28 protein-coding genes are annotated in these 23,961 nt (G+C 63.7%); 13 read left to right on the forward strand and 15 right to left on the reverse strand.

Translation table 11 applies throughout. From position 1 onward, the window contains the following. The first annotated feature begins 300 nt into the window (after nucleotides 1-300). The 4 genes from ACNJYA_RS20820 to ACNJYA_RS20835 all read left to right on the forward strand — a co-directional run bounded on the left by ACNJYA_RS20820 (nucleotide 301) and on the right by ACNJYA_RS20835 (nucleotide 5,491). Nucleotides 301-2,286 (forward strand): hypothetical protein, encoded by a 1,986-nt coding sequence (locus ACNJYA_RS20820; protein ID WP_439400657.1) that lies wholly within the window; start codon nucleotides 301-303, stop codon nucleotides 2,284-2,286. A gap of 283 nt (nucleotides 2,287-2,569) precedes the next feature. Then, on the forward strand, nucleotides 2,570-3,085 hold the full coding sequence (locus tag ACNJYA_RS20825; protein WP_439400658.1) for a ParB N-terminal domain-containing protein: 516 nt from the start codon (nucleotides 2,570-2,572) through the stop codon (nucleotides 3,083-3,085). A 333-nt stretch (nucleotides 3,086-3,418) separates the two neighbouring features. Next, nucleotides 3,419-4,621 (forward strand): calcium-binding protein, encoded by a 1,203-nt coding sequence (locus ACNJYA_RS20830; protein ID WP_439400659.1) that lies wholly within the window; start codon nucleotides 3,419-3,421, stop codon nucleotides 4,619-4,621. 21 nt (nucleotides 4,622-4,642) lie between these two features. Further along, nucleotides 4,643-5,491 (forward strand): phasin family protein, encoded by an 849-nt coding sequence (locus ACNJYA_RS20835; RefSeq protein WP_439400660.1) that lies wholly within the window; start codon nucleotides 4,643-4,645, stop codon nucleotides 5,489-5,491. A gap of 140 nt (nucleotides 5,492-5,631) precedes the next feature. Here the strand turns inward: ACNJYA_RS20835 and ACNJYA_RS20840 are convergent, their stop codons facing one another. Then, nucleotides 5,632-5,922, reverse strand: a complete 291-nt coding sequence (locus tag ACNJYA_RS20840; RefSeq protein ID WP_212258490.1) for a hypothetical protein — start codon at nucleotides 5,920-5,922, stop codon at nucleotides 5,632-5,634. Nucleotides 5,923-6,158: 236 nt separating this feature from the next. Here ACNJYA_RS20840 and ACNJYA_RS20845 point away from each other — a divergent pair, with 236 nt between their 5' ends. Further along, complete coding sequence (locus ACNJYA_RS20845) at nucleotides 6,159-7,178, forward strand: hypothetical protein (protein ID WP_439400661.1); 1,020 nt, start codon at nucleotides 6,159-6,161, stop codon at nucleotides 7,176-7,178. A 190-nt stretch (nucleotides 7,179-7,368) separates the two neighbouring features. Here ACNJYA_RS20845 and ACNJYA_RS20850 read toward each other — a convergent pair whose 3' ends face one another. The 5 genes from ACNJYA_RS20850 to ACNJYA_RS20870 form a co-directional block, all read right to left on the reverse strand. Then, the gene (locus tag ACNJYA_RS20850; RefSeq protein ID WP_172788635.1) at nucleotides 7,369-7,875 is read right to left on the reverse strand and encodes a hypothetical protein; all 507 of its coding nucleotides are present in this window, start codon (nucleotides 7,873-7,875) and stop codon (nucleotides 7,369-7,371) included. Between the two features lie 321 nt (nucleotides 7,876-8,196). Beyond that, nucleotides 8,197-8,478 (reverse strand): hypothetical protein, encoded by a 282-nt coding sequence (locus tag ACNJYA_RS20855; protein ID WP_172788634.1) that lies wholly within the window; start codon nucleotides 8,476-8,478, stop codon nucleotides 8,197-8,199. A gap of 242 nt (nucleotides 8,479-8,720) precedes the next feature. Further along, nucleotides 8,721-9,254 (reverse strand): helix-turn-helix domain-containing protein, encoded by a 534-nt coding sequence (locus ACNJYA_RS20860; RefSeq protein ID WP_439363194.1) that lies wholly within the window; start codon nucleotides 9,252-9,254, stop codon nucleotides 8,721-8,723. Nucleotides 9,255-9,382: 128 nt separating this feature from the next. Beyond that, nucleotides 9,383-10,030, reverse strand: coding sequence for a cell envelope biogenesis protein TolA (locus ACNJYA_RS20865; protein ID WP_439363195.1), 648 nt, complete (start codon nucleotides 10,028-10,030; stop codon nucleotides 9,383-9,385). A 45-nt stretch (nucleotides 10,031-10,075) separates the two neighbouring features. Next, the gene (locus tag ACNJYA_RS20870) at nucleotides 10,076-10,480 is read right to left on the reverse strand and encodes a VOC family protein (protein ID WP_212258483.1); all 405 of its coding nucleotides are present in this window, start codon (nucleotides 10,478-10,480) and stop codon (nucleotides 10,076-10,078) included. A 402-nt stretch (nucleotides 10,481-10,882) separates the two neighbouring features. On the opposite strand from ACNJYA_RS20870, the gene ACNJYA_RS20875 reads away from it, so the two are divergent. After that, entirely contained in the window at nucleotides 10,883-11,233 is a 351-nt protein-coding gene (locus ACNJYA_RS20875) for a zinc ribbon domain-containing protein YjdM (RefSeq protein WP_439400662.1), read from the forward strand. A 20-nt stretch (nucleotides 11,234-11,253) separates the two neighbouring features. On the opposite strand, the gene ACNJYA_RS20880 is transcribed toward ACNJYA_RS20875, so the two are convergent. Next, on the reverse strand, nucleotides 11,254-11,457 hold the full coding sequence (locus ACNJYA_RS20880) for a hypothetical protein (RefSeq protein ID WP_439363196.1): 204 nt from the start codon (nucleotides 11,455-11,457) through the stop codon (nucleotides 11,254-11,256). Between the two features lie 243 nt (nucleotides 11,458-11,700). Between ACNJYA_RS20880 and ACNJYA_RS20885 the strand changes: the two genes are divergently transcribed. Continuing rightward, complete coding sequence (locus ACNJYA_RS20885; RefSeq protein WP_439400663.1) at nucleotides 11,701-13,011, forward strand: hypothetical protein; 1,311 nt, start codon at nucleotides 11,701-11,703, stop codon at nucleotides 13,009-13,011. A 4-nt stretch (nucleotides 13,012-13,015) separates the two neighbouring features. Here the strand turns inward: ACNJYA_RS20885 and pdxY are convergent, their stop codons facing one another. Together pdxY and ACNJYA_RS20895 are read right to left on the reverse strand one after the other, a co-directional pair. Next, the gene (gene pdxY / locus ACNJYA_RS20890; RefSeq protein ID WP_439363198.1) at nucleotides 13,016-13,834 is read right to left on the reverse strand and encodes a pyridoxal kinase; all 819 of its coding nucleotides are present in this window, start codon (nucleotides 13,832-13,834) and stop codon (nucleotides 13,016-13,018) included. 58 nt (nucleotides 13,835-13,892) lie between these two features. After that, nucleotides 13,893-14,525: a TetR family transcriptional regulator gene (locus ACNJYA_RS20895; protein ID WP_172788556.1), complete on the reverse strand. Its 633-nt coding sequence runs from the start codon at nucleotides 14,523-14,525 to the stop codon at nucleotides 13,893-13,895. Between the two features lie 98 nt (nucleotides 14,526-14,623). Here ACNJYA_RS20895 and ACNJYA_RS20900 point away from each other — a divergent pair, with 98 nt between their 5' ends. Next, nucleotides 14,624-15,289 (forward strand): O-methyltransferase, encoded by a 666-nt coding sequence (locus tag ACNJYA_RS20900; protein WP_439363199.1) that lies wholly within the window; start codon nucleotides 14,624-14,626, stop codon nucleotides 15,287-15,289. A 148-nt stretch (nucleotides 15,290-15,437) separates the two neighbouring features. Next, a complete protein-coding gene (locus tag ACNJYA_RS20905; RefSeq protein WP_212258471.1) occupies nucleotides 15,438-15,782 on the forward strand; it encodes a DMT family transporter in 345 nt (114 codons plus the stop codon). Nucleotides 15,783-15,791: 9 nt separating this feature from the next. On the opposite strand, the gene ACNJYA_RS20910 is transcribed toward ACNJYA_RS20905, so the two are convergent. The 5 genes from ACNJYA_RS20910 to ACNJYA_RS20930 all read right to left on the reverse strand — a co-directional run bounded on the left by ACNJYA_RS20910 (nucleotide 15,792) and on the right by ACNJYA_RS20930 (nucleotide 20,084). After that, entirely contained in the window at nucleotides 15,792-16,091 is a 300-nt protein-coding gene (locus ACNJYA_RS20910; protein WP_246571638.1) for a hypothetical protein, read from the reverse strand. 47 nt (nucleotides 16,092-16,138) lie between these two features. Beyond that, complete coding sequence (locus tag ACNJYA_RS20915) at nucleotides 16,139-16,345, reverse strand: hypothetical protein (RefSeq protein WP_018322958.1); 207 nt, start codon at nucleotides 16,343-16,345, stop codon at nucleotides 16,139-16,141. Nucleotides 16,346-16,474: 129 nt separating this feature from the next. After that, entirely contained in the window at nucleotides 16,475-16,756 is a 282-nt protein-coding gene (locus ACNJYA_RS20920) for a hypothetical protein (protein ID WP_172788569.1), read from the reverse strand. A gap of 167 nt (nucleotides 16,757-16,923) precedes the next feature. Then, the gene (locus tag ACNJYA_RS20925) at nucleotides 16,924-18,018 is read right to left on the reverse strand and encodes an SH3 domain-containing protein (protein ID WP_212258469.1); all 1,095 of its coding nucleotides are present in this window, start codon (nucleotides 18,016-18,018) and stop codon (nucleotides 16,924-16,926) included. 143 nt (nucleotides 18,019-18,161) lie between these two features. After that, nucleotides 18,162-20,084: an FAD-binding monooxygenase gene (locus ACNJYA_RS20930; protein WP_439363201.1), complete on the reverse strand. Its 1,923-nt coding sequence runs from the start codon at nucleotides 20,082-20,084 to the stop codon at nucleotides 18,162-18,164. Nucleotides 20,085-20,187: 103 nt separating this feature from the next. On the opposite strand from ACNJYA_RS20930, the gene ACNJYA_RS20935 reads away from it, so the two are divergent. After that, entirely contained in the window at nucleotides 20,188-20,652 is a 465-nt protein-coding gene (locus ACNJYA_RS20935; RefSeq protein WP_172788552.1) for a MarR family winged helix-turn-helix transcriptional regulator, read from the forward strand. 118 nt (nucleotides 20,653-20,770) lie between these two features. Continuing rightward, nucleotides 20,771-21,199 carry a COG4315 family predicted lipoprotein gene (locus tag ACNJYA_RS20940; RefSeq protein ID WP_212258467.1) on the forward strand — a complete coding sequence of 143 codons (429 nt, stop codon included), beginning with the start codon at nucleotides 20,771-20,773 and terminating at the stop codon, nucleotides 21,197-21,199. A gap of 47 nt (nucleotides 21,200-21,246) precedes the next feature. Here the strand turns inward: ACNJYA_RS20940 and ACNJYA_RS20945 are convergent, their stop codons facing one another. Then, nucleotides 21,247-21,843: a L,D-transpeptidase gene (locus ACNJYA_RS20945; protein ID WP_172788550.1), complete on the reverse strand. Its 597-nt coding sequence runs from the start codon at nucleotides 21,841-21,843 to the stop codon at nucleotides 21,247-21,249. A gap of 343 nt (nucleotides 21,844-22,186) precedes the next feature. Here ACNJYA_RS20945 and ACNJYA_RS20950 point away from each other — a divergent pair, with 343 nt between their 5' ends. Both ACNJYA_RS20950 and ACNJYA_RS20955 read left to right on the forward strand, forming a co-directional pair. Beyond that, nucleotides 22,187-23,248: a hypothetical protein gene (locus ACNJYA_RS20950; RefSeq protein ID WP_212258466.1), complete on the forward strand. Its 1,062-nt coding sequence runs from the start codon at nucleotides 22,187-22,189 to the stop codon at nucleotides 23,246-23,248. Between the two features lie 481 nt (nucleotides 23,249-23,729). Then, complete coding sequence (locus ACNJYA_RS20955) at nucleotides 23,730-23,960, forward strand: DUF6894 family protein (RefSeq protein WP_025035960.1); 231 nt, start codon at nucleotides 23,730-23,732, stop codon at nucleotides 23,958-23,960. The last annotated feature ends 1 nt before the right edge of the window (nucleotide 23,961 follow it).

A 23,961-nucleotide genomic window follows, 5' to 3' on the forward strand; every position in this document is an offset into this window, starting at 1 on the left:
GTTGTGAGATTCTCGGCGCCCGTACCAGTTTTTGGAGTGGCGCTCTCAAGCGCTCGAGATGGACGAGGCCTGACTTGAAGAGTGTCGAAACCGTCTATCTGGCGTCGGCCTTCATCGTGCCGGAAATGATTGGGCCCGCGCCAAGAGGCCCAGCCGAACGAGCTAAGAATTGCAGCCATAGCGCATTGAACTCTTCACTAGGAGCTACGGCCGCGGTTCGTTTGGTGAACGAGCGCGACCAAGTGCACTTTCACCGGCATCTACCAACCATGATCGCCTCTGCAAATTAGAAAGGCGCCAGTGCCCTATTCCGCCAAAGTAATCCGCGTTCTGATAGCGTCCCCGTCTGATCTCGCGGAAGAACGCAAGGTCGCGATTGAAACAACCTATGAATGGAATGTCCAACATTCCGAAGCGGAGGCCGTCGTTCTCCTGCCAGTAGCGTGGGAAACGCATGCTACTCCGCGCTCAAATATAAGACCGCAGCAAGCAATAAACGAGCAATTAGGCGACAAATGCGAAATGCTGATCGGGATGTTTTGGACCAGGCTGGGCACATTTACGGGCGTCGCGGAGTCGGGCACCGTAGAGGAAATCGACAGGTTCGTGAGTGCCGGAAAGCCCGCTATATTGTACTATTCAAATAGGCCAATCGACCCCAACGCCATCGACGCTAAGCAGTACCGTCGGCTCAAAGCATTCAAAGATTCGACCAACCAAAGAGCTCTTACTGGCTCTTTTGACTCGCTCGAGAGTCTCCGACAGGTCGTTAGCGCTGCACTTCTTTCTGAGGTCAGGTCCCTCAAACTCAAGGATACACGAGAGACGACCGAGCGCGGCACAACCACATCAGTTGCCAACTCTTCGGATGAAGCGGAGCGCACCGATCAACTAACCTCCGTCCCCAACGAGAGCTGGGATCGCGACGACTATCAACGGGCGATGTTCCAAGCTATTCACTCACAGAATAAAGAAAGGATAGAAGCCCTCGACCAAGCATATCGAAAGACACAACAGTGCACGTTAGATGATAATAGCGCCACATGGGACGCATTCAGTGAATGGGCACGCATAGTCGTCGGCAAAGGTGGCCAACTTAAGCGGTTGAAGACACTCGCTGAGGCTAACCCTTCGAGCGCGGAGACTCTATCTTATCTGGCGCGAGCCTACGCACGATTTGATCAGCACACGCTCGCGGCAAACACGTTTGATGCCGCAATGACAGCGTCAAAGATCTTAGAGCGCAAGGCCAAGTTTGCTTCGTTGGCCGTTGAAGAGTTCAGCAAAGCAAAAGACGAATACCACATGAACGCGGCCCTGAATACGCTCCGGAAGCTGGCGGCCGAAGAACCAACCCTAGAACTAACACTCACCGAGACAATCAAGAATTTGCTTGATGCGAGCGAACTATCTCCTTTCACCATCGCCGTAATGGAACGGCAGATGGAGTTGACACCGGACGATCACGAACTGCGGTTCAAGCTGGCCCACAAGCAAAGCGAATCGGGCAATGAGGACATAGCCTTGCACCACTACGGCAAAATACCCAGGGGCGACCGTGATTCTGGGACGTGGAATAATATGGCGGTGGCGGCCGACGACTTGGGTCTACCAGTGAAGTCGGTCGAATTCTACAAGAAGGCCGCGACCATGGGAAACACGTTGGCGATGAGCAATTTGGCGAACAAGCTGATTAAGAGTGGTTTCTTAGAGCTAGCCCGCGAACAATGCATTAAGGCACTTGCTGAGCCTAAACCACACGAGAATGTTGGACATTCGTTTGCCTCTTTGAGCTCTGTTGAAGCGGACGAGCAACTTCGCCAAAAGGAAATTCTAGCGGCAGTTGAAAGTCGATTAACGCACCTACGCGAGGTGGGCCGAGCTGCGACACTAGAAACACCAGCGCATATAGCGGAGGACTGGCTAGGGCCGCAGTGTACATTCAAACTATCTCGTCAAGGGGATCAACTCTCGTTAGTGGGGCAATACGAAACGCCGGTTGGCGGCCTCCTCTCCGCATTGACATCATCAATAGGGGATGCCGGCGGCATAGCCGGAGCGAGCCAGCAAAAAGCTAAATTCAAGTATAGCATCAAAATTTCAGGTCAAATTAGAGGATTTGCCGTAGTCGGGGACTGCAAGCGTGAACGTGACGGCGCTTCACTCCTAGAGGGCGCAGGTGAACTGAAGACGTTCATGATTCTGAGCGACGAGGGAGATGAATTTACTGTCATCGAGAACGCCAATTCGCACTCCCCTACCGTCTATCCTCTGAAGCGCCAATGAATTTACATCATCTTTCGTCCGACGGACTGCCGTCGCCGCCTTTAGGAATTGCGCATCGATGTAGGCTGTAACAATTTAGGCGTCGCATCGATGGGCTTACGGTGACAGTGCACTAAATTCGTTCGCTATCGCCGGATCGGTTACTTAGGCTAACTTTCGCATGCGCCCCTGATAAAGTGCACCGCATTCCCCCGAATTGCCTTTGCGGTCGACCGCTTCCCTCCTAAACTTCCGCCCCCACCGGCATGGTTCCGACGGCCCCGGTAGAATCGGAGTAGAAGTCATGCCCAAACCGGAAAGCTTCCCGATCGAGAAGATCTTCGTTCCCACCAAGCAGAGGAAAGCCATCAAGCCCGAGATCGTCGGAGAGATTGCGGAAAGTATTCTGGAGATCGGACAACAGGCCCCCATTTCCGTTTGGCGCGACGGAGACCGCCTGGTTCTGGTCGAGGGGCTGCATCGGTTAGAGGCCTGCAAGGCGCTCGGCGAGACGACCATTCTCGGCGTCCTGGTCCCGGCCGAGCTTGCTCAACACAAGCCGCAGCTAGCCGAACGCCCCGAAGTCGAGGCAGAGCGCATCAAGATGGCGCGATTGAAGCAGCTGCGCCTGGAGAAGGAAGCCGCCGAGGCTTCGATGGCTGCCTTGAAGGGCGTCGGCGCAACGCAAGCGCCGCGCAGCCGTTCGGCGAAAGGCGCTCGCGACAATCCGAAGGCATCAGCGGACCGGACGGCGAAATCGACACCGAAATCATTGTCGGACTGGATCACGCAGCAGAAGAGCAGCGGCGGGCGTTATTGATTGTCGTCGCCAGAATCTCTGGTGATAGCTCGTAGCTTGTAGGGTGGGTTAGCGCAGCGTAACCCACCTCTGTTCGTATCCGCAGAGACAGAAGCGGTGGGTTACGCCGCGCGAACTGCGCTTCGCGCAGTCGCGGGGCTAACCCACCCTACGCACCATCTCCACGCTCGCGCCCGCAGTTCCAGCCTCACGATCAAACTCTCTCCCGAATTCCTACAAATCTCTGCCATCGACCAAAGGTAGAATGCTGCCGGTGAAGCGTGGTCAACAACGCGACTTGCAAGAAAATCTGCACGCGGGCCCGCTTCCGACAATGGAACTGGGAGTTACGCCATGCAGCATCTGCCGAACGACACCTTCGACGTCACCCTCGACCAGTTTGGTCAAATCGCGACCGTGTACGGAGACCCCGGCTTTCCTTCAAGCACGGACGTCGTCGGCGGCAACGACACCGTGACGGCCACCGTCACCGAGCGCAATACGCAACTCACTGTTTTCGGCGACGACCACACGACGCTGCTTGGTCACTCGCAAGGCGGAAACGACACGCTCATTGCCGACATCGGCGGTGGCTGGAACACCGCGCTCGTGGTGGGCGACACCCAATCGATGATCGACGACGCCAAAGGCGGCCACGACACCATCGTCGCGGATGCCTATGGCACCGTCTACACCACCGTTTCGGCCTTCGGCGACGTCGCGGGCGACATGTCGGGCAACGCGCGGGGCGGCAATGACGACATCACCGGCTCGATCGGGTGGCGTGGCGGCGCCAATTTGTTCGCGGGCGATGCCGGCGGTTCCATGATCGACACCTCGCACGGCGGCAATGACACGATCGATGTCAGCGTTCTCACCATCGATGGCGGAGCAACCGTCAGCGGCGACGCGATCGGCGCCATGCGCGGCCTTGCGCAAGGCGGCAACGACAATCTGACCGCCACCCTGGACGGCGACAGCCCGATATCCGGCGCCAGCCTATCGGGGGATTCGTCGACCTCACTGATGGATCTGACCCAAGGCGGCGACGATATCTTGACCGTCAAGATGGCCGGCCAGTACGCGGATGCGAGCTCGTCGGTGTTCGGCGACGCGCCGATCATGGCGGGTCACGCCCACGGCGGCAACGATATTCTCAACGGCAGCGCCGGCCGGGACTTCATGTATGGCGATGCGCGGATCTACACGCCTGCATCACCAGGCTCGATCACCGGCGGCAACGATACGCTGAACGGCGGCGCCGGCGACGACCAGCTTTGGGGCGGAGGAAACGGCGACATCTTCGTCTTCAACAAAGGTTCCGGCAACGACACGCTCAACGACTTCGACCAAGGCAACAAGGCGATGGGCAGCACCGCGACCGAGCACGATTTGATCGACGTGCACGATTACGGCTTTGCTGACTGGACGGCGCTGTCGAGCCAGATCAAGGACAATGCCGCCGGCGATGCCGTGGTTCACCTCTCGGCGAACGACACCATCACCCTCGACGGCGTCCACGCTGCGAGCCTGCACGCGACCGACTTCCTCATCTGAGCGCGCAGGTTGGATTTCGCCATGCAGACGCGCGAAGCGCGTCTGCTCGGCGTAGCCCGCCTCCGCAGAAGCAAGAATGGTGGATTACGCGTTCGGCAAAAGAGCTCGTGGGATGTGGCAACAAAGGCGGCCATCCGCAGGTATCGCGATCGGCGACTCTTTGCCGGATACACCGAAGATGCAGCGGCAAAATCTCACCACATGGCCGCCACGCGGGCGACAGCCCGCAATCGCGATTTCAGCGCAAACGCGACGGAGGCTCGCGGCTTCATCGATATTCGGGAGCCATTTGCAATGTTGAGTGCGGTGGGAAACAAGCCAACCGGAAAATCCGGCCGGCGCGGCGGCAAGAAGAAGTCGGGACATCGGACCGGGGCCGGCGAGCAACGCGCAAGTGCAGCGCATCAATTGCCGGAAGCCTCGGCGGAGAACAGGCAAGAGACCGAGCAAAAGATCGAGCAAAAGACCGAGCAAGAGCCGAGCCGACAGATCAGTGCGGAGATACCGTCGGCTGTAGCCTTGCCGGACGAGGTTTCCGGGATGGAGATCGCTGCAAGCCCGCCCGTCGCACCGGTCGAACCCTTGGAGGCCAGCACGCAGGCGATTGCCGACGCCTATAGCGACTACATCAGGACGTCACTCGAGCAAGCCTGGAGCTTCCTGGGAAAGCTCGCGACGGCGCGCTCACCCGTCGAGGCGTTTGAGATTCAGATGGCGTACGCGAAACAGGCGTGCGACTCGTTTGTCGCCGAATCCCAGAAGATCACCGAGTTGCATGAACAATTGACCAGACAAAGGGTCATGCATCTTGAGGGGTTCGTGGCCAAGCTCACCCAGACGACGCTCGAAATCCGCGCGCTACGCCACTAACGGTAGCTGCGTATTGCGGCGCCGGCGTAACCCTCCGGCTCTCCGCGCGCCGAGATGAATGAGGTGGGTTACGCTACGCGACTGCGCTTTGCGCCGTCGCGGAGCTAACCCACCCTACCCGCTTGAGGACCGGCGGGAGTTCAGTACCCTGACTTCGTGCCGGTCGTCGGCCTCGTGCTCGCGCCGGTGGTTTGACCTGTGGTTTGTCCTGGCGCGTAGCTCGACGCGCCGGGTTTGGTGCTCTTCGAGGCCTTCGCCTGATGCTTCTTCTTATGCCCAGGAGCGTAGCTGGAAGCGCCCGGCTCGCCCTTCTGGGAACCCATTTGCTGCATCTCCTGACCTGGCGTCTTGCTCGATACACCCTGAGCAAAGACGGCTGGGGCTGTAGCCATGACAACGGCAGCCGAAAGCGCGATGATCATTGCTTTCATGTTGTCCTCCTCGAACAGGCCCCCTCAAAGAAAACGGAATGGACCAGCGCCCGTTCCTCTCAGCGAAGGCTCATGGTGAGACCAGCAAAGCGATCACACGACAGCGCCCTGTCGCGCATCATGTGCCGGGCCCGCCATAATTTCTCCTTTGCACACGCGTTGTGTCGGACAGCGGCGAGACCTATCCTTGATCGGACTGCCTCCCATTGACGCCCGACCGGATGGAGAGCGCATCGATGCCTGACACGAACGACCCCAAACCTGAGACCGGCAAGGCCGATGACGCCAAGCCCGATGTCGCCAAGCCTGATACCGCCAAACCGGACGAGACACGTGCCGACAGCGGGCTGACTTGGGCCTACGACCGGATCAAGAGCGCAGAAGAAGACCTTGCGCGGCTGGACCGGCTGGTTTCCGGAATGGAACGCAGCAGCGAAGCTCCGCGGACCTCGCACGCAAGCGCCGCCGCCACGGCAGCCGCCACTTCCGCAAACAAGGCGGCGGCGCCTGATGCCAAGCCTCTCAACACCAAGCCTCTAAGCACCAAGCCTCGCGATCAGGGCCTGAGGGGAGACAAGGCCATGATGCGCGCTTTGGTCATTCTCGTGCTGGCGATCGGCCTGCTCGGTGCCGCCGTCGCCTCGCAATACAGCGACGAGGCGACATCGATCGGCAAGTCGATCATGGCGCGATGGTCTCCGCCGGCGGCGAGCACACCCCCGCAGGCGTCCGCGGCGGACAGTCCGGCGCAGCCGGCGACGGTGCTGCTGGCAGCCGCGGATGAGCCGAGCCCGGTGCCTGCGCCGCCGGGGCCCAAGGACGCGGAAAGCGCTTCCAGGCCTGCCGCCGCGCCGGCCGAGCCATCATCGTCCGAGCTCGCGCAATCGCTCAAGATCATCACGAGCGAGCTTGCGAACATCAGCGGCAAGCTCGAGCAGCTGAAGAGCCACAGCGAGCAGACCCTGCGCGACCAAGCCGCCACCATCGAGCAGCTCAGGGGCGCGCAGGAGAAGGATGCGGCGGACAATGCGCGCCTCGCCGCCCAGGTCCAGGCGCTGCAAACGCAACTGAGCGCAACATCGGCCTCATCCGCCTCTGCGGCCGCCAAGCCCGTCGTGCGCAGCGTCGTGAACAACGATGCGCGTGCCCGGGCGCACGTACCGGACGCCGCGCCACGGCGCGCCAGACCGCCGCGAGGCCCCTGGATGCCGCCGCCCTATATGGCCGGCCCCTATTACGGCGATCCGGATTGGTGAGCCCGTTTCGCGAAGGGCGCGATTGGATTTGAAGTGCCGTAGGGTGGTTAGCCTGCGGCGGCGCGAAGCGCAGTCCGCTGGCGTAACCCGCCTCTTTGATTTCCGCGGAGGCAGATGTGGTGGGTTAGGCCCTGTGATTGCGCTTCGCGCAATCACAGGGCTAACCCACCCTTACGGACCTACGCTCCCCTCACCGGACTTCGCTCATCGTCACCTTGGCCGCGATCCCCGTCAGCTCGGGCTCTTGCGGCGCCAGCTCCTCATCGGAAGATGGGCCGAACGAGACGTCAGTCATTCTGCGTTTGACCTGTTCGCAGGTCTTGCGAACGTCTTCGGTGAACAGCGCGCATTCTTCGATACGCTTGAAGATCTTCCGTCCTTCTTCCCGATAGCCTGCCGCCGTTTCCCGCATGAAGGCGATCGCATCATGAACCTGGGCCGTCAGCGCCTCGCACTTTTGCGCGGCGTCGATCAACTCGGTGCCCATGGCCTCGATCTCTTTCGCAGCGGACTCATAGTCGCGAATGACCGCTTCGGCACTGAGCGCACCGACGCGCGACACGCCCGCGGTGTGCTCAACGTAATCAGGCAGATTAATTGAAGTAATGGAGCTTCCCGACCGGATCGAACTGATATCGGCTTCGAGTTGGACCAAGTTCACTCCGTCCCGTCTGTGCAATTGTTCGACACTTGCCATGACTGTTCTCCCAATACGCGCCCAGAACCCCAAGCAGCATTGGGTTTATTACGGGGATAAGTGCCGTTCTACCTCTATGTATTCTTGACAGTCTCCACTTTGCCATTTTTGCCCAATCGCAAACTCTGCACGCAGAGATGGGCAGGCATCAAACTTCAATTTTCCCGTGTACCAAATGACGTTGTGCCGTAAGGGTGGGCAAAGGCGCCCTCGCGCCGAGCCCACGATCTTCCGATCCGGCCCCAGACGCGTGGCACGCTTCCGCCTTCGCTCTTCGAGCTACGGCGGACAAGTCGCTTTGCCCACCCTGCGAATTGTCGCCTACCACCAATACGGCCAGCGCCATCCCTCATAGCGCACGTAGGACGGCACGAAGGGCGGGCCGTAGGGATCGACCTTGTCGTCCTCGGGGCGATAGCGATAGCGCGGGACGATGTTGTAATCCCACGGCGTCGGCCTCAGCACGGGCGCCGTGACGATGAGCCGCTCTTGTGGGGCGCGAACGACGACGGCTTTCCGCGCCCTCGCTTCCGCACCCGATGTTGCAAGGCTGCTCAGCACGAGCGCCGTTCCGAGCGCAAAGGCGGCGGTCATCTTTGTCATGCGTTGGTCTCCTTCGCTCAAAGAGTGCAAAAGGATGCCACGCAAGGCAAGCAAATTTCGCGCGAGGTGCGGACATCATGGCTGTCGGCTTTGGCGCTCCGACCTCTCCCCGTCATTGCGAGCGCAGCGAAGCAATCCAGAGTCCCTCCGCGGAGACAGTCTGGATTGCTTCGCTTCGCTCGCAATGACGGGGATAGAGCGGCGAGCGTAGTGCAGACGGCGACCGATGCCGCTACGAAACCCTACGCCGCATCCATCTCCTCCGCCGCCCCCGCCACCAGCCGGTCGAGGCCGACCATCAAGAGATCGGCGATGTGCATCAGCTGATACAGCGGAATGTCCGCCTCGCCCTGCTCGGCCGACGCCACGAAGGCCGGCGTGACACTGAGGTGTTCGGCGAGCTGGGCCGTGGTGTAGCCGCGGGCCTCGCGCGTAGCCTTGACGCGCGCGCCGATGCCGCGGCGGTGCCGGGCCTGCTCGTCCGTCGTCATCATCACCGCCTGCTCGTCCGCGCTCGCATAGCCGTCCGCGAACGCGCTGCCGATCAGCCGGCCCTTGCGCCAGGCGACGCGGCAGCCCTTGCGCAGGCCGCTCCTGAAGATCAGCGTGAACTGCTCGGCGACCCACAGCGACGCGTTGAGCTCCAGCCGCGCGCCCGTGCCGGAGACGTCGCGGATCGTGCAGGGCACGGTGACGGTGCTGCCGCTGCCATTGTCGAATTCGACGATACCGGTCCTCAGCGTGTGATGCCTGACTGCGGCGCGATGATCGCTCATGACGGCTCCCGAAGCGCAATTCTTATCGGGGCGAAGATAGCGCGGAATTTTGGCTCAACTCCTAAACGTCGGGCGAAACGGCGGGGACCGGACGGCATGGTAAAGAAATTCCTCCCCACCTGCGAAAGTCACTCGCGCGCGCGTCGCAGGGCCTCTCCCAGCTTCTTCCTCTGCTTGTCCCAGCGCTCCTGCTCGGCCTCGGCGCGCGCATCGAGCGCGGCGCGCTCGGCTTCGATCGCCTCGGCCTTAACGTCATGCTCGCGCCTTGCCTTGTCGAGCGCGGCTTCCGCAGCAGTAACCGCCTTGTCGCGGCGTGCGCGCTCCCTGGCGCGGGCGGCCTCTTCCTTGGCACGCTCTGCCTCGCGCCGTCGCTCCTCCTTCTCGAACGCCGCCGCGGCCTTGCGGGCCGCCGCATCATCGATCGCGCGCGATGCTGTCCGGGCCGCCTTGGCAGGACCCTTCTGCGATCCCGATTTGATCTTCGACTTTCTCCTGGGCCTCGTCTCGCCCTCGCCGAGATCGGTCGGCAGCTCCGCGCTCTCGGTGAACGGGCCATCCGAGCCGACCGGGCGCCTGAGCACGACACCCGGCTTTGCCATGGTCGCGGCGACGATGTCGGGGTCGTCCGTCTCCTTCGCAACGCCCTGATGGAACAGATTGGAGCTGGCGCCCCAGGCGGCAAGCGCCGCCTTCATCGAGGGCGCGGCGATCGCCTGATCGTAGAAGCCGAGCGAGGTCTGGTAGGTCTTCAGTTTTCTTTTCAGCTGTTTTGCCATCTCGCCCCGATCGTAGCTCGCCGCTCGCCAGCGATGTAGCCCGCACTACGAGCTTCCAAGCAGCGCATCATAGCCTTGCGCGCTGAACGCCAGCAGACAGAAGCCGTGCCCGAACGGATCGGCCAGCATCGCGATCCGCCCATAGGGCGCATCGCGCGCGCCCACCTCGAGGATCGCACCCGCAGCGAGCGCACGCGCGACGGCTGCGTCGACATCGTCGACGACGACGTCGATATGCACCGGCGTCCAGTGCCGCTCATAGCGGCGACGATCGCCGCCGGCGCCGACCGTGCCGGCCTGCTTGGTCAGGAGATACACCGGCGCCGGCCAGCCGTTGAGCTCGACGAAGTCGGCGCCGAAGCGGCGGCCGACCGTGAGGCCAAAGGCTTCGGTGTAGAACGTCGTGGCTTTCGCCACGTCGGGAACATCGATGTTGAGAAGGAAGCTCATGAGGGGCTCGTCGCAGATTGCGAAGCGAGCCTAGCCCGGATGGAGCGCAAGCGTAATCCGGGATGGTGCCGCACCCGACGGCCGTGATGAATCCCCCCGCAACGGACGAACGCCACCATGGCATCATGCCATTGTTTTGCCCGACGGGTCAAATGTTCGTTCGGGATTACCGAATATAAACAAAGCCCCAGGATTCCAAAGGCATGTCTACTGTGCATGGGGTTGTTTTTCGAAAAACTTCTTGCTTGGCCGCGCCCTCACTCGCCATGTTCGTCGCGCGTTTCTCGGTGATATCGCACCGGCAGGTAACGCTCGGCCCACGCCGTTGGCAGCTTTTCCTTGCTTTCCCGGTTCCCGCCTCTACGGTCGCGCCGCGAACGAACCCGCGAGACAAGACCCGTCATGACCGACACGATGAAATGCCCGACCTGCAATTCCGAGCACGCCTATCAGGACCGCGATCTCTGGGTCTGCCCGGAATGCGGCCATGAATGGAGCGGCGCAGCGGAAGCGGCTGCAGACACGGCGCAGGATGCGGGCGTGCGCGATGCCAACGGCAATGTGCTCGCCGACGGCGACAGCGTCATCGTGATCAAGGATCTCAAGATCAAGGGCTCGTCCTCGGTCGTCAAGGGCGGCACCGAGGTGCGCAACATCCGCCTGCAGGACGCCAGCGACGGCCACAACATCGCCTGCAAGATCGACGGCATCGGCGCGATGAATCTGAAGTCGGAGTTCGTGAGGAAGGCGTAGCTCGCGCTCCAGGGCGGCGCTCAGCCACCGAGCACGTTGCCCCAGCCATCGAACAGATAGGTCTTCCAGGCCACAGTCCCATCCGCGCCGGGCCGGCTGGCGCTGCGGTAGTCGTCGGCCTGATCGGCGGTCCAGGTAATGATCGTGTCGGAGAGACGATCGTGCAGGATGGCGGGCTCGGTGGGGTCGAAGGCGTCCATGGGACGAAGCGAGGGATGCGTCATGGCGCCTCCAACGCACCAGCAGCAACAAAGTTGCGGCAATGCCGCATGGAACCGGGCGTTGCACCTCGGCAACACCTGCCTCGAAAAGCCCGCAACCGCCGATTTGCGCCATTGCGCCGCCACAACGTGGCCCGAACAATGGGCGTGCTGCGTGCCTTTCCGTGCAAGACTGTTTCGTCAGACTGTTTGCATCACCACTGTTCGAGCCAGATGCTTCGAACAGACCGTTTGGAGGCAGGGATCATGAACGATCGGCGGTCTCTTCTGGTGGCGGTGTCGTGTCCCTCGGCCGTTCTCGCCGGCTGGCTCGCATTGTCTCTCTCGGCCTATGCGCCTGCGCTGATCGAGAACAGCGGTGCCAATGCAGCCGCCATCTCGCGCGCCAAGGATCACGCCAAGGATCTCGGCCGCATCGACCTCGCCGACGTGCCGCGCGCTGCGACCATCGAGGATGGCCTCGTCTTGACCGCCGACATCGCTGCCGCCGTCGCTGCGGCCCCTGCCGCGCCAGCAGAGGTGACGCCCGAGCAGCCCGCCTCCACCGTCAAGCTTGCCTCGGCCGACCCGGTGCTGATCCTGCCGGCGGAACCTGCTCCCGCGCCGCAGATCTCCCCCGAACCGGAGCCGATCGTCAGCGAGATTGCCCCCGCCCCTCTGCCCGACCCCGTCAAGCTCGCATCCGCCGATCCCACCGAGATCGTGACGACGGACGCATTGTCGCCCGCGGCGATCGCGAGCGGTCCTGTCGCGCCTGCGAGCAAGGCGTCTCCGCCCGCCGACACCGTCGCCGTGCTCGACGAATGCTTCGTCATGGATACCTGCATCGACCGCTATCTCTGGGCGCTCTATCAGCGCACCGCCAAGGAAGACACGATCAAGGTTCAGGAGCGGCGCGCGGTCACCATCAAGCGCAAGGGCAAGACCGTCACGGTGATGCGCAGCTTCACCAAGCTGGTCGATCAGGACTTCACCTGGAAGGATCCGAACGCGGCCGATCGCGCCGGCATGTCGATGATGGACTACGTCATCGGCGGCATGGACAAGAGCTTCAAGCAGAAGCTGTTCCGCATGATGCTCGCGGCCGAAGCCGCCGGCCTGTCGCCGGGCATCACCAGCGCGTTCCGCGACGATTATCGCCAGTCGATCGCAAGCGGCCTGAAGGCCGCGTCCAACCGCTCCTATCACGGCGGCAGCACGCGCGGCGGGTATGGCCACGGCATGGCCGCCGACATCGTCAGCACGCAAGGCAATAACCGGGCGCAGCGCTGGGTCTCGACCGAAATTCTGTGGAAGTGGGTCGATGCCAACGGCAAGGCGTTCGGCATCGGCAGGCCCTATCTCGGCCGCGATCCGCCGCATGTCGGCCCGATCGACGGCAAGGAATATATCTCGAAGCGCGGCACCTCCGATCGCAAGGACGTTGCCAGCGCCAAGCCGAAGAAGCCGCGCGCCATCGCCAACGCCAAGCCGCCGAAGGCCCACGCCGCGCGCGAGCAGAAGAGCCCGGCCAAGCCGCAGAAATCGGCGCAATCGGCCGTCAAGCGCGCGACCTGACGGTTTACGGCTTGCGCTCCGCCGTCGGCAGCGGCACCAGCCGCATCTCGGCCGAGCCGGCGTCCTGCGTGCGCACCAGCACCGCAAAGACCGTGTCGACCGCGCGCCGCACGGCCGAGCCCATCGCTTCGCCCTTGGCCAGATGCGCCGCGATCAGCCCTGTGAGGAGATCGCCGGTGCCGTAGGGGCGGATCGGCAGGCGCGGCGTCGCAAAGCGCGACAATCGCCCGTCGCTGCACAGGATCGTCTCCACCTGCCCGGCCGCCGTGTCAGCGAGGGTGCAGCCGGTGGCGACGACGTCGGTGCGGCCCGTCCCTGCCAGCATCGCACACGCCGCACTCAGGCCCTCGGCATCTGCAATCGTCGCTCCAGAGAGCAGCTCGAGCTCGAACTGGTTCGGCGTCGTCAGGTTCGCCGCCGGCAGCAGCCGGTGCCGGACCACGTCCAAAATGCCGTCCGCGACATAGACGCGGCCGTCGTCACCGATCACGGGGTCGCAGAGATAGACCAGCTTCGCATTCCGCGTGTGCGCCCGCTCGACGAAATCGGCGATCACGCTGGCATTGCCGGGCGAGCCGAGATAGCCGGTGACGAGCACCGCGGCCTCGTCGACCAGGCCGCGCTCCTCGACACCTTTCAGGAGATCGGCGACCAGCTCGGTCTCCAGCACCCGTCCGCGCAGGCTCGGATAGCGCGGATGGTTGGACAGCAGCGTCGTCGGCACCGCCGCAACGTTCACGCCCTCCGCCTGCATGGCATACGCGGCCGCGCTGTTGCCGACATGGCCGTGGACCACCTGGCTCTGGATCGAGATGACGAGCATGAAGGAGGTCCGTACGGACAAACGCGGGGCGATGCAAGTGTCGCCCGGATCTCGCGCTTCAGCGTCGGGCCAATTCCCCGAGATAGGCGCAGAACATGTCGGCCAGCCCGTCGGCATGACGCGCAATCTCGGCCTCGCTGCGCCGGGTCTCCGAAAATCGCTTGCCGGCCTCGCTGAGCGTGGTCGTGATCAGCTCGCCGGCGAGGCCGCGCGTCGCATTGGAAGCTTTGGGCAGCGCCTCTCGCATGAAGACATCGACGATGCCCCTGCTGGCCGCCCGGGCCTCGCGCGCTTCGGGCGCGTCACGATAGAGCGGCGCGGCGTCGTTGAGGGCCGTGCGCATCGCAGCCTCCTCGCACTCGGAGCGGATGAAGGCATGGACCAGCGCGCGCAACCGCGCCGGTGGCGGCTTGGCGCGATCCGCGAGGATACCGCGCAGCAGCTCGCTCGTATGCCGCCACTCGTCGCTCTGGAGACGAAACAGGATCGCGGCCTTGTTTGGAAAATATTGATAGAGCGACCCGACGCTCACCCCGGCCCGCTCCGCCACCCGCGCCGTGGTGAAACGCTGCGCGCCCTCCTTCGCGAGAACCTGAACAGCCGCATCCAGAATGGCCGCCACCAGCTCCGTCGAGCGAGCTTGCTGCGGCTGTTTTCGTGAAGAAATTGAACGGCTTCGACGGTCGGCCATGGCTCGCTCGGGCAATGCGAATAGGAAACGCGACGAATTAGTCGTATTTCAATCGGCGCGCAAGCACGCGCTTCTTTCGCCAAACTCTGGAGACTTCGATGACCATCCCGACCATCGCTTCGCTTGCGCCGCTGCTGGATCGCCTGTTCGGCGAAGCCGAGGCAGCAAGCGAGGCAACGGAAGCCGCAGTCGCAGACCTGTCCGACGCAGAGCGGGAGCGGATGATGCGGAGCAAAACCGAATATCGCAATCTCTATGGACGCCTGAAGGACGCACCGCTTCCGGTCTCGCGCGAGACCGGAGCGCTGCTCTACATCCTGACACGCGGCTCCCGCGCCCGGTCCATCGTCGAGTTCGGCACCTCGTTCGGCATCTCGACACTGCACCTTGCCGCAGGCCTGCGCGACAATGGCGGGGGGCGCCTCATCACCAGCGAGTTCGAGCCGTCCAAGGTTGCCCGGGCGCGAGACAACCTCTCGGCCGGCGGCTTGATCGATCTCGTCGACATCCGCGAAGGCGACGCGCTGAAGACGCTCAGCACCGGCCTGCCCGAAACGATCGATCTCGTACTGCTCGACGGTGCCAAGGCGCTCTACCCCGAGATCCTGGATCTGGTCGAAGGGCGTCTGCGGCCGGGGGCGATCATCGTCGCCGACAATGCCGACGACAGCCCTGACTATCTGGCACGGGTGCGCGCGCCCGGCAGCGGCTATATGTCCACTCCCTTTGCCGAAGACGTCGAGCTCTCGGTGCGGATCAGTTAGGGCCGGGTCGAAGAATCGAGCCATCTCGAGCCGCCGCACGATCGTCGCGCGGCGGCCTCCCGTCAGCCCGTCGGCCATGTCGCAGGTTCGTCATTCCCACGTGATATTCGCGACAGCCGCGCGGTATCTTCCTCACGCCGAGAGGCTCATGACCTCCGCCTTCAACGCCTATACGGCTCTCGCCCTCGCCATCGTGTTCGAGGTCACCGCGTCGGCGTTCCTGCAGCAATCCGCCCAGTTCACCCGTCCCTGGCCCACGCTGGCGATGGTGCTGTTCTACGTCGCCTCGTTCTACGCGCTCTCGGTGGCGATCCGGGTGATCCCGTTGAGCATCGCCTATGCGATCTGGGGCGGGGTCGGCATCATCCTGACCGCCACCGTTTCCTTCGTGCTGTTCCGTCAGATCCTGGACGCCGCAGCCTTCGTCGGCATTGCGCTGATCGTCTCAGGAGTCGTGATCATCAACCTGTTCTCGGAGACCACGTTGCGTTGACGCGCGCGGTTACCGGCTCTGAGCGGGCGTGGGCGGACGCGGGGCGGACCGGGGCGCCTTGGCACCGGGCTTGGCCGCCCCCCGGGGCGGCGGCTCATCAACCGATGCCAGGTAAGCGGCGAGCGCTTTCGCCGAATCGGAGCTGGTCACGTAATGATCCCTCAGAAACCAGGACAGCGTCAGGCTGAAGCGTCCCTTGGCCAGGCCGCGCGGGCTGCGGTGGCAGGTCGCGCAGCCTTCGGCGAACAGCTTCGCGGGCGACTTGCCGGCATCCAGATTTTGCGCGACGGCGGCCGTCGCCGGCAGCATGGCGGCCGTTAGAATGAGCAGAGGCGCAGTCAGGCCCCGCCTCACCATCACGCTGCGGACAGCTGATCGAATTCGGGCGGCGCGTAGGCCTTGCCATCCTGGTCGGTGATGACCACCCGCCATCCTTCGCTCGCCCACACTTTCGCCTTCGCCACGATGAGCAACCGGCTTTCGCGGGCGAAACTGTACTTCTCGTTGTCGCGTTCTGCGACCATCTTGTAGGCCAATTCGCATCCCCTTGCGTCGCCCTGCACCCGGCCTTCTCGTGGCAGCGGGCTTTGGCGGCAATTCGCCGGGAGCGTGGCAATTTGGTGCCGTCCACGAGGCCTGTGGCCGGCCCCGTGCCGTCGCAACAGAGCCGATCTCGTGACCTCGGATCGGCGCTAGTGCACGCGGATAATATGAGGGCGGCCGAGATTGATCAGGCCCTGCACCGCCGAGAGGCGGTCATTGAGGGCTGCGATGGTGAGCAGCAGATTGTTGCGACGCTCATCGAGTAGTCCCATTTCTGCGCCCGAGAGCTTGGCACCCGCCCGCTCCTTGTGGATCTCCTCGAGGGATTCGCGCAGTCCGGCAATCAAGCCGGCCAGCTGCTTGGCCTCCTTGGTCATCGACCGCTTCGCGACATTTTGCTGACGGCGCGTCTCCGCTTGGTTCTGTCTCATCGTCATCCTCCGGTGCCCCGCTGCCCCGAGTGGATGCTTACAGCTTTGGATAGACATCTTACGATCGATGAAATCTGCCCGCGAAGAACTTTCTTAAATTGTACGCGCACGGAACCGGAGGGCGCGCAAGCGGAGAGCCCGGCACGAGGGCCGGGCTTTCGTGGGAGCTAGCGCTTCTGGTGCGCGCCGGGCCCGCCCGCCGGTGCACCGCCGCCATGCGGCGCGGCATTGACGCGCGGAGCGCCGCCACCGCCGTGCGGCATGGCAGGCGCAGCGGCACGCGGCGCCGGCGTCTGCGCATGCGCGTTCATCGGCGAACCATGGCTGACGCTCGGCTGCGCCGCATGCGGCATCGAGGGCCGCGCGGCCGGCGCGGCCGACACGCGCGGTGCTTCATGCGCGCGCGGCATCGGCTGGGTGCGGACGGCAGCACGGCCTGCAGCCTGCTCGTGCATCATGCGCGCCTGTGCATCGCGCGGATTGCGGCTCTGCGCATTGACCCGCTCGTGCGCGATGCGCTCGCTGCTGCCGGCGCGCGTCCGGTCGGTTGCTACTCCAGCGTCGCGCTTGGCGATCGCAGCGTCGCGCTTGGCGATCGCAGCGTCGCGCTTCGCGATCGCAGCGTCGGGCTTTCCGATCGCAGCGTCGCGCCTTGCGATCGCGCCGTCGCGCTTTCCGATCGCAGCATCGCGTTTTGCGATCGCAGCGTCCGGCCGCGCGGTGACGGCGTCACGTCCGGAGATGGCGGCCTCGCCCTTGCCGCGCACGCCGCTGCGCTCGAGTGCGACCGCCGCATCGCGCGTCGCCGCGCGACCGATGCGGGCTGCGCGCGGATCGAGCGTCAGCCGCGTCGCAAAGCGCTCGTGCGAGCTCCAGTAATTATTCCAATAAGCGTGGCGGCGGTACCAGGGCCGTCCCGCATAGTAGCTCGACCAGTACGAGGTCAGCACGAACGGCACGACGGGCACGTCGATCTCGTCGACATAGTCGGGGAGATAGACGTAGCGATTGCGGTAGAGATATTCGAGATATTGCGACGACACCCAGCCGCGATCGTCGGAGAAGCTGACGTCGCACCAGGCCTTGCCGCGCAGGCAGCCATGGATGTTGACGCGGGCGCCTCCGGGGATGCGATCGACCAGGGGAAAGCCCGTGCCCGGCCCGGCCCGCAAGCCGGTCGAGATGGTCACTATGCCCGGCGCGGCCAGCGCGGCTGTCGGGACGAGTAGCAATGCGGCAACCAGAACGCTTCTGAATTTCATGGCGTGTTCCTCCTCTTTCGACGGAACGCGCAGGCGGAACGAGCGTTCCGCCCGTCATCATCGCATCAGCAGAAAGATTGAGAACGCGCGAACGCGCGAAGTTCAATATTCATCCATCGTTCATCGGCACGGCGCTTTCGGCGTCACTCCACCGGCAGCATGAAGGCGTCGAAGAAGGAAGCGAGCCCGGCAAAATCGTCGAGCCGCAGCACGGTTGCGACATACTGGTCGGGCCGCACCACGACCATGCAGCCGGCCGTCCGATCGATGCCGCGCATCGTGAAAACGTCGTGGCCGCTCTTGAGGTCAGGGCAGAACATCTTCTCGTAATCGTGCAAGCCGTAACGGCCTTTGCTCGGGAGCAACATCGCCGGCATCGCCTCGATGGCAAGCTCGCGATGGTCCTGCTGAAACACCGAGCGCAAATCGATCACGCTGTCGATGTCGGCTCCAACAGGAGTATACCGACGGATCGGTGATTTCCGGGACTCCGCGAGGAAATTGCACAAGGCGCGAGTGGCCGAGCCCGACGCAACCGGGTTCTCAGCGGGCGAGAATGCGTAGATGCGGAAGCGTCCGTCGGCCTGCGCCGCGTGGCCGAGATGCACCGGCTTGGCGTCCGCCAGCCGGATCACCGGCGCGGAATGGAAGCGCTTGCCGACGATAAAGCCCTGCGCGAGATGCTGATGCGTGGCCGCGCCTGTCAGCACCGAGGGCCTGTAATGCGTTGCCGTACCCGCCGTGTAGCGTCCGTGCCGGACGAAATAGTCCTGCGTCTTGGCGGCATCGGCGCCGCCGGCCTTGGCGGCGGAGGCGAGGATCCCCGCCCACTCGCGATCGAAATCGATCAGCTCTTTCGCGACCGCCTGGCGCTCGGCCGAGTAGGAATGCAAGAGGCTCGGCGCACACTGTCTCCGCAGTACGGCCGCGAGCTTCCAGCCGAGATTGAAGGCATCCTGCATCGAGACGTTCATGCCCTGCCCCGCCTTCGGGCTGTGGGTGTGGCAGGCATCGCCGGCGATGAAGATGCGCGGCAGGCGCGCAGCGACCTCGCCTTCCGGTACGTCGTCGAACTTGTCGGTGAGGCGCTGGCCGATCTCGTAGACCGACCACCAGGCGATTTCCTTCACCTCGAGCCGATGCGGCTTCAGGATCCGCTGCGCTTTCGCGATCACGTCGTCGGCCGTGATGTTGCGATTGGCAACGCGTTCGCCGGCATCGAGCTTGGCGAGCTCGACATAGATGCGGACCATGTAGCCGCCTTCGCGCGGAATGATCAGCAGGCTGCCGTCCTTCGCCGACTGGATCAGCGACTTGAAGCGGATGTCCGGAAAATCGGTCACGGCCAGCACGTCCATCACGCCCCAGGCGTGGTTGGCGGAATCCCCGTGCAGCTCGCGACCGATCGATTTGCGCACCGTGCTGCGGGCGCCGTCGCAGCCGACGACGTAGCGGGCCTTGATCGTCTCGACATTGCCCTCGTTTGCGGCATCGACGCGTTCGAGGCGCACGGTCACGGCATGATCGTCGGCAGCGGCGGCCGGATCGACATTCAGATCAAGCACACGTCGGCTGTAATACGGCGCGAGCTTGCCCGGCGATTTGCGCATGACGTCGAGAAAGCAGTCATGAACGCGCGCCTGGTTCAGGATGAGGTGCGGGAATTCCGACAGCCCGTCCTCGACGTCCTGCACCCGGCCGCTGCGGACGATGTTCTCCGGCGTCCCTTCATCGGGCTTCCAGAACGTCGTCTCGTTGACCCAATAGGCCTCCTTCAGCACGCGCTCGCCGAAGCCATAGGCGTGGAACATCTCCATGGTGCGGCAGGCAATGCCGTCGGCCTGGCCGACCAGCAGGCGGTCCGGCTTCTGCTCGACGATGCAGGTCTTGACGTCAGCGAATTGCGCGAGCTGGGCGGCGAGCGTCAGGCCCGCCGGCCCGCAGCCGACGATGAGGACATCGACCTCGCCAGGCACGGCGCCCGCCGCCCCCGATGCCTGAACGCGCGCGGCAGGATCGGCGATTTCAGGGTCGCCCGGCTGAAATCCATTGAGATGGAATTGCATGAGCACCTCTCCCGCCAGTTTCTGCTTGAATATTGCTCAGTATGCTGACTATCAGTATGCTTGTCAACGACCCGCGGCGCCCCTGCCCGCAGAGGAGATTTCGGTGAAAGACAACAACGACATGCCCGGCCATCTGGCGCGCCGCTTTCAGCAGATCGCGGTCGCGGTGTTCCTGGCCGAGGTCGGGGACGCCGGATTCGATCTTACGCCGGTGCAGTACGCTGCGCTTGCGACCATCAAGGCCAATCCGGGGCTCGACCAGGTGACGCTCGCCGGATTGATCGCCTACGATCGCACCACCATCACCGGCGTGATCGATCGCCTCGTCCAGAAGGGCCTCGTGGAGCGTCGTCCGTCCAGCCGCGACCGCCGCGCGCGCGAGCTCGAGATCACCGACGAGGGCCGGCGCACGCTGCGCAAGATCACCCCGGCCGTTGAATCTGCGCAGCGTATCATGCTGCGAGGCCTCAGCGCGAAAGAGGGCGAGGAGCTGATGCGGCTGCTGCGCAAGGCCATCGCCGCCGGCAACGAGCTCAGCCGCGCGCCGCTGCGCGATGCGCAGCTCTGATCTCGGACCATGTCCGTAATTGTCGCAGCGCACGAAACCAGGAACTAACCTTCGGCTGCTAACGTCGGCGCGCATTGGGCGCTTAACGCGCGATTAACTTTGCGGGGCGGAGTTTCGGATGTTCAGGTTCCTCGTTGTAGCCGCGGCCATCGCGCTCTCGACCGGTCACGCGCTCGCCAACGGCCATGGCGGCGGCGATGCCCCGCCACCGAAGCCCGAGGCGACGACTGCGCCGGCGAAGGTGGTCCTGACCAAGCAAGGTCCCAAGCTCGTCAATCTCAAGGGTATGACGCTCTACTATTACGAGCACGACACCACCGGAAAGACGTCGAACTGCAACGGCAAGTGCACCGAGAGCTGGGTCCCGCTGCCAGCGACCGCAGACGCCAAGGCCGTCGGCGATTTCACCGTGATCAGCCGCAACGACGGCAGCAAGATGTGGGCGTATCGCTATCGCCCGCTCTATACTTCGCCCGCCGACAAGGCGCCGGGCGACGCCAACGGCAATGCCACGACGCTGCAATGGCGGGTCGCCCGGCCTGAGTAGCCGCGCACAAACAATCCCCGAGAACGCGAGCAGCGGGTCGCGCGGCCTTACCCCCGCCAGCGTCCGCCCGCCTCGGCCTGCGCGCTCTGCCCCGGCGGCAGCACCACGACCATCGAATTGAGCTTCACCCGGTCGTAGAGATCGATGACGTCCTCATTGCGCATCCGGATGCAGCCGGACGAGATCGCCTGCCCGATATATTCGGGCTGGTTGGTGCCGTGGATGCGATAGAGCGTGTCCTTGTTGCCGACAAAGAGATAGATGCCCCGCGCGCCCAGCGGATTGGCGGGACCGCCGGGAACGCGCGCCGGATACGGGCCGAGTCGCGCCTGGATATCCGCGGTCGGAACCCAGTCAGGCCATTCCGCGAGGCGACCGACCCGCGCCACGCCGGAGAACGCCATGGCTTCCTCGCCGACGGCAACGCCGTAGCGGATCGCCTTGCCCTCGGGCAGCACGTAATAGAGATAGCGCGCGTCGGTATCGACCAGGATCGTGCCCGGCTGCTCCTTGCGGTGGTAATCGACGATGTGACGCAGATATTGCTCGGGCACGTTCGCCTTCGCGTAAGGCGCGTGCGCGAGCAACTGACGGTCGCGCGGCGTCATGCTCGCATCCGTCGATGGCGAAAGTGTCGTCTGCATGCAGCCGCCCAGCGGCAACAGGGCTGCGACGAACAAAACGAGTAGAGATCTTGGCACCGCCGGCCCCCCAATAGCGGAACAACAGCGCCCCCAGCAGCGCCAGATATTGCCAAAATCATGCTGAAAACAAGGCGGTGCGGGAACACATGCGCGTGTTCGGCAAATTGGGTTCCATCACCACAAAGGGCGGAAGACTGTCGCATCATCTCCATCCCCTCGCCTTGCTTTGGTCAAACCCGGCTGGACTCGTGCGTCATGGGGACCGGCATGGGCTCACCTCGGATCAGCCCCGCGCCAATGCGGATGACTTAAACCTCGAACACTGCGCTTCAAAGGAGCTGCGATGCTCGCGACGCTGAACGCCAAGCAAATCGTTGATGAGATCGTGAAGGACACGGTCAAGGACAACGATCCGCACGACGCGGTCCAGATCTCGCCCGAGATCGTGCTGGCCTCGCGTCCCACCAGCGCATCGCCTGCGCTGGCGCCGGAGATCGCGCGGCGTCCGGAGCCCAAGTTTGCCCCGGAGCCCAAGCTCATGCCGAAATTCACGCTGGAGCCCGCGCGCGCGCCCGAGCCCACCATCAACGTCGTCTACGGAAAATCCGCCGCGGCCCCTTCGATCGATACAGCTGTCCGCGTCACCTCCAGCGATGGTCCCGTGATGAAGAAGCGATCCTCGGTCCGCAAATGGCTGCGCGGCGCGTTCGTCACGTTCCTGCTTGCCGGCGCCAGCGTGGCCGCCAGCCTCGCCTGGGAGAAGCACGGCGACACGGCAAAGCAGTTGCTGGCCGAATGGACGCCGGCGCTGACCTCGCTGCTCCCGACGACCTCGTTGCTGTCTGCGACACCGCAGCAAAGCGCGCCGGTCGCCGCCGCCGAGGCTGCGCCGCCCGCAGCCGAAGCCACACCCAACCAAACGGCGGATCAAGCTGCGACCCCGCCCGCGGCTCAGCTTGCTGCGGCCGCGCCTGCAGCGACACAGCCTGTCGATGCAGCGCAGGTGCAATCGATGACACGCGATCTCGCCGCGATGGCGCAGCAGATCGATCAGCTCAAGGCCAACATCGCCGAGTTGAAGGCCGGACAGGAGCAGATGGCGCGTGAGATGGCTAGGCCTCCTGCACCGAAGCCGGTCACCGAAGCGCGGCCGCCGGTCGATCCGCGCGCACGCGCCGCCGCGCTCCCGCCGCAGCCTGTCGCGCCGCAGCCTGTCGCGCCGCCGGTTCGCAAGCCCAAGCCGCCTGTGACGCGGACCTACATGCCGGCCTCTTCGCCCTCGCCGCTCGCACCTCCGCCGCCGCCATCGCAGGCCGCTGCCGCGCCGCCGTCAGCTGCGCCGACGACGCAAGCCGTTGCCGATGACGACGGACCGATCGTGCGCCCGCCGATGCCGCTGCGTTAGAGCATGATCCGGACCCGAAGGGCCGCGTTAGCGCAAAGCGCGTAGCGGTTTTCCGAAGAGATCATGCTCAAACACTAACCTGAAGCGCGATGACGATTCATCGCATCGCGCTTTAGAGCAACGCCGCGGCCTCGCTGTCGTGCGCTCGCGTACGCTGTCCGAGTCGATGCGATGCGTTAACTCCGGGGAATTACGGGAAGCGATCTCACGCTCAAGAGAAAAGGCCGTCGGGATCTATGCCGGCGGCCTTCTCTTGCAGCTCCCGGTTCCCGGAGCCCGGTTCTGCTGCAATTCCATGCCTTAATGATTGCGCAGGCATATTTAATAAATTCCTAACGACCCCGCACACTGCACATCATTTCTGCGCCATAAGCTCAGAGATTGCGCGCTCTGTTCGTTCGATAGATATCGACTCAGTGGTATCATCCGATATGCGTTGAGACTTGCACTGAAGCTCAGATCGTCACACCGGGGAATTCGGATGCCCTACTACTATTTCGATCTCGTGGTTGGTGAAGAGTTCAAGAACCAGGGTGGAATCATCCTCGAAGACATCGAGGTTGCCTCCGATCGCGCCGATCAATTGGCTTGCGAGCTGTCGCAGGTGAAGCCGGAGCTGCAGCAGAAGGGCTGCGCGGTGCGCGTCACCGATCGCGATCACAACGAGCTGTATCGCACGCCGCTCGATCCGGTGCCGGCTTGGCAGCGCTAGG

The organism is Bradyrhizobium sp. BLXBL-01, from assembly GCF_051853025.1.
GTDB lineage: Bacteria > Pseudomonadota > Alphaproteobacteria > Rhizobiales > Xanthobacteraceae > Bradyrhizobium.

What these genes read in the sequence shown, in the direction of transcription:
- ACNJYA_RS20825 (WP_439400658.1), top strand. Translation starts at nt 2,570, where the DNA reads ATGCCCAAACCGGAAAGCTTCCCGATCGAGAAGATCTTCGTTCCCACC.
- ACNJYA_RS20830 (WP_439400659.1), top strand. Translation starts at nt 3,419, where the DNA reads ATGCAGCATCTGCCGAACGACACCTTCGACGTCACCCTCGACCAGTTT.
- ACNJYA_RS20835 (WP_439400660.1), top strand. Translation starts at nt 4,643, where the DNA reads ATGCAGACGCGCGAAGCGCGTCTGCTCGGCGTAGCCCGCCTCCGCAGA.
- ACNJYA_RS20840 (WP_212258490.1), bottom strand. Translation starts at nt 5,922, where the DNA reads ATGAAAGCAATGATCATCGCGCTTTCGGCTGCCGTTGTCATGGCTACA.
- ACNJYA_RS20845 (WP_439400661.1), top strand. Translation starts at nt 6,159, where the DNA reads ATGCCTGACACGAACGACCCCAAACCTGAGACCGGCAAGGCCGATGAC.
- ACNJYA_RS20850 (WP_172788635.1), bottom strand. Translation starts at nt 7,875, where the DNA reads ATGGCAAGTGTCGAACAATTGCACAGACGGGACGGAGTGAACTTGGTC.
- ACNJYA_RS20855 (WP_172788634.1), bottom strand. Translation starts at nt 8,478, where the DNA reads ATGACAAAGATGACCGCCGCCTTTGCGCTCGGAACGGCGCTCGTGCTG.
- ACNJYA_RS20860 (WP_439363194.1), bottom strand. Translation starts at nt 9,254, where the DNA reads ATGAGCGATCATCGCGCCGCAGTCAGGCATCACACGCTGAGGACCGGT.
- ACNJYA_RS20865 (WP_439363195.1), bottom strand. Translation starts at nt 10,030, where the DNA reads ATGGCAAAACAGCTGAAAAGAAAACTGAAGACCTACCAGACCTCGCTC.
- ACNJYA_RS20870 (WP_212258483.1), bottom strand. Translation starts at nt 10,480, where the DNA reads ATGAGCTTCCTTCTCAACATCGATGTTCCCGACGTGGCGAAAGCCACG.
- ACNJYA_RS20875 (WP_439400662.1), top strand. Translation starts at nt 10,883, where the DNA reads ATGACCGACACGATGAAATGCCCGACCTGCAATTCCGAGCACGCCTAT.
- ACNJYA_RS20880 (WP_439363196.1), bottom strand. Translation starts at nt 11,457, where the DNA reads ATGACGCATCCCTCGCTTCGTCCCATGGACGCCTTCGACCCCACCGAG.
- ACNJYA_RS20885 (WP_439400663.1), top strand. Translation starts at nt 11,701, where the DNA reads ATGAACGATCGGCGGTCTCTTCTGGTGGCGGTGTCGTGTCCCTCGGCC.
- pdxY (WP_439363198.1), bottom strand. Translation starts at nt 13,834, where the DNA reads ATGCTCGTCATCTCGATCCAGAGCCAGGTGGTCCACGGCCATGTCGGC.
- ACNJYA_RS20895 (WP_172788556.1), bottom strand. Translation starts at nt 14,525, where the DNA reads ATGGCCGACCGTCGAAGCCGTTCAATTTCTTCACGAAAACAGCCGCAG.
- ACNJYA_RS20900 (WP_439363199.1), top strand. Translation starts at nt 14,624, where the DNA reads ATGACCATCCCGACCATCGCTTCGCTTGCGCCGCTGCTGGATCGCCTG.
- ACNJYA_RS20905 (WP_212258471.1), top strand. Translation starts at nt 15,438, where the DNA reads ATGACCTCCGCCTTCAACGCCTATACGGCTCTCGCCCTCGCCATCGTG.
- ACNJYA_RS20910 (WP_246571638.1), bottom strand. Translation starts at nt 16,091, where the DNA reads ATGCTGCCGGCGACGGCCGCCGTCGCGCAAAATCTGGATGCCGGCAAG.
- ACNJYA_RS20920 (WP_172788569.1), bottom strand. Translation starts at nt 16,756, where the DNA reads ATGAGACAGAACCAAGCGGAGACGCGCCGTCAGCAAAATGTCGCGAAG.
- ACNJYA_RS20925 (WP_212258469.1), bottom strand. Translation starts at nt 18,018, where the DNA reads ATGAAATTCAGAAGCGTTCTGGTTGCCGCATTGCTACTCGTCCCGACA.
- ACNJYA_RS20930 (WP_439363201.1), bottom strand. Translation starts at nt 20,084, where the DNA reads ATGCAATTCCATCTCAATGGATTTCAGCCGGGCGACCCTGAAATCGCC.
- ACNJYA_RS20940 (WP_212258467.1), top strand. Translation starts at nt 20,771, where the DNA reads ATGTTCAGGTTCCTCGTTGTAGCCGCGGCCATCGCGCTCTCGACCGGT.
- ACNJYA_RS20945 (WP_172788550.1), bottom strand. Translation starts at nt 21,843, where the DNA reads ATGCAGACGACACTTTCGCCATCGACGGATGCGAGCATGACGCCGCGC.
- ACNJYA_RS20950 (WP_212258466.1), top strand. Translation starts at nt 22,187, where the DNA reads ATGCTCGCGACGCTGAACGCCAAGCAAATCGTTGATGAGATCGTGAAG.
- ACNJYA_RS20955 (WP_025035960.1), top strand. Translation starts at nt 23,730, where the DNA reads ATGCCCTACTACTATTTCGATCTCGTGGTTGGTGAAGAGTTCAAGAAC.